The organism is Acidovorax kalamii (genome assembly GCF_002245625.1).
GTDB classification, from domain to species: Bacteria; Pseudomonadota; Gammaproteobacteria; order Burkholderiales; family Burkholderiaceae_C; genus Acidovorax; species Acidovorax kalamii.
The window spans coordinates 1-2,502 of sequence record NZ_NOIG01000024.1 but is presented as its reverse complement, the minus strand read 5'-3'; the positions used below and the strand labels follow the sequence as shown (position 1 = coordinate 2,502).

General features: G+C 65.2%; 1 protein-coding gene. It reads right to left on the bottom strand.

Going from position 1 to position 2,502, the window contains the following annotated elements; all coding sequences use genetic code 11:
• A partial coding sequence (locus tag CBY09_RS23365; protein ID WP_133066338.1) for a carboxypeptidase regulatory-like domain-containing protein occupies positions 1-2,365 on the bottom strand: 2,365 nt, incomplete at its 3' end.
• Positions 2,366-2,502 lie beyond the last annotated feature (137 nt).

Here is a 2,502-nt window from a genome sequence, read left to right as displayed (position 1 = left end):
CCTGAGGCACGAACAGCACATCCTGCGCACTGGAGCGCACGTTGTTCGCCTTGTCACTCTCGGCCAGTGCACCCGAAGGGTCCACCACCACATGGATGGGCGCATCGCGGAACGGCAGCAAGCCCGAGACGTCGATCGTCAGTGTCTGGGACTGACCCGTGCCCAACGCCGCTGTCAGCGTTGCCTGGCCCAGCACGGTGTCGGTGCTGGGGTCGTACTGGCCGTTGCCATTGCCATCCTGGAAGGCCAGCACCGCCACGTTGGCCGGTGCCACCTGGGTGCCTGCGTTTCGCACTTGCACCTGCAGCGCCCCGGACACCCGCAGGGTCTGCGGGTCGGTCTGTGTGGTGTGGCGCTTGACGGACTGCACTTGCAGATCCAGCGTCAGCTGCGTCACCTTGGGGAGGCGCAGGCGGATCTGTCCCAGGTCAATGGCTTGCCCGGGCTGCAGCGTGTAGGTAGCGTTCAGGCCTTGGTACCCGGTGGCAATCACTTCCAGCTGTGCCGTGGCTCCGTCCAGACCGCTGAGGGTGAAGCGTCCATTGGCTTGGCTGACCGCATTGCGAACGACGTTGGTGTTCGTGGTGACGGTCAGTTGTGCGCCTGCAATGGGCTGGTTGGTACCTGCATCCATCACGACACCGCTCAAGCTGGCGGTGTTGGCGTCCACGGGGGCCTGGGTGCTGGCGTACAGCTTGGGCGAATACTGCAGCGCGGTGTTGCCCTGGGGACTGCAGTTGAGCCGCGTGTTGGCAACGGCAACATCAAACCCGCTCTGGGAGACACTGATGCGTGTATCGCCCGAGACCAGGCCCGTGAGCACATAGGCACCGCTGGCATCGGTGGTGGCCGTACCCGTGTTGGCTCCGCTCACGGTGACAGTGGCGGCGGTAACAGGTGTGCCATCTGCGGCCTTGGTGACAGTGCCAAGGATGCGGCAGTCTGCTGTCCCGCCAGGGCCACCTGCGGTGCTGAGCACCAGGCTTGGCGAGAAGTTCACCGTCTGGCCTGCCAGCACGTTGGCCTGCCCGGTGGCGTCAAAGTACCCCGTCCGGCTGGCCTTCAGGGTGATGGCCCCTGGCACCACACCATTGATCAGGTACAGCCCGTTGGCATCGGTGGTGCCCGTCATGGCCTGGCCGGTGATGGAGATGGTCACGCCAGCAAGGGGGGAGCCGCTTGCACTGTCCCGCACGGTGCCGCTGATGACGGCGGTGGTGCTGCTGGCAGGCACCAGCATTTGCACGGTGCCCAGGTCCGTGGTCTGTCCGGTCTGCAGGGTGGCGGTGATCTGTACGGTGCTGTACCCCGTTGCCGTGGCGGTCAGGGTGTAGGCCCCGGGGGGCAGCCCTTGTACCTGTATCTGCCCTGATGCGTTACTGCTGGCGCTGAGGTTGCCAGCGCCCGTGCCGGTGAGTTGCACGCCAGCGATGGGGGTGCCTGTGCTTCCATCCACAAACTGGAGCTTCAGTGCCGCCTGGGCAGGGTTGACAGGAGCGCGGCCCGTCAGGACGAGGGCCCGCAGGGCCACGGCGCTGGTCCAGGGGTCGTTGTTGTTCCAGGCCCCGTTGGTGGCCTGGCCTGCAAGAAGCCAGGTTTGGACGGCCGATGCGAGGGTGGGTTGTGTGCCGCTGTAGGGATGGACAGCTTCGTAGACGAGCGCTGTGACGCCGACGTTGGATTGCCAGTGTCCGGCTGCATTGACCTGTGCCAGCAGGTAGCTGGCAGCTTTGTCTGCAATGGCTGAGGCAGCGGCTGAGCGCTGACGATGTTCCAGCAGACCGCGCAGAACGCTGGCGGTGGTCAGCAGGTCACTGCCTGTGCCTGTGCCGATGGTGAAGCTTCCATCTGCCTTTTGTTGTTGCTGCAGCCAGGCCAGGGTGGGGTCGGTCTGGGCACCGCTCCACTGGCTGGCCAGGGCCTGCAGGGCCCAGCCGGTGTCGAGCAGGCTGGGGCCTGTCTGGCCCTCGAAGGCTGCAAAGCCATTGGTGGCTGTGCGGCGGCTTTGCAGTTCGGAGGTGCGTGGAATCTGGCTTTGCTGTTGCTGCAGCCACTGGGTGCAGGCCAGCACTTCGGTGACGGTCTCACCAAGGGGGGCGCTGTCCAGGGCGGCGGTGAGGGCTGCAGGTGCAGCTCCCGGGCCGGAGAGTTCCAGCAGGGTGCGGGCGACTTCGCAACGGCTTTGCGCCACAGTGGCGGCACTGGAGACACTGGCAAGCTGCCCTCCTGTCTGGACCTGAGCCTGGAGCCAGGTGAGACCTTTGGCGGTATCCGCAGAGCCGATGCTGGGAATGGCCGCCACCAGGGCGAAGCACAGCCACTGCCGCACGGCAGTCGCTGCGCGGTGAACTACCGTCGCGCGCATGTAGGAGATCCCTCTCTTCTCTCATCGCGCGCGCAGAAAGTGTCTACGACCAATGCGTGTTGGCCTTCCTCCCCTGGCTTGCAGATGCAGAGCTTTGTTGCAAACTGTTCTTATTGGCAGCGCATGCTACTGGGGTT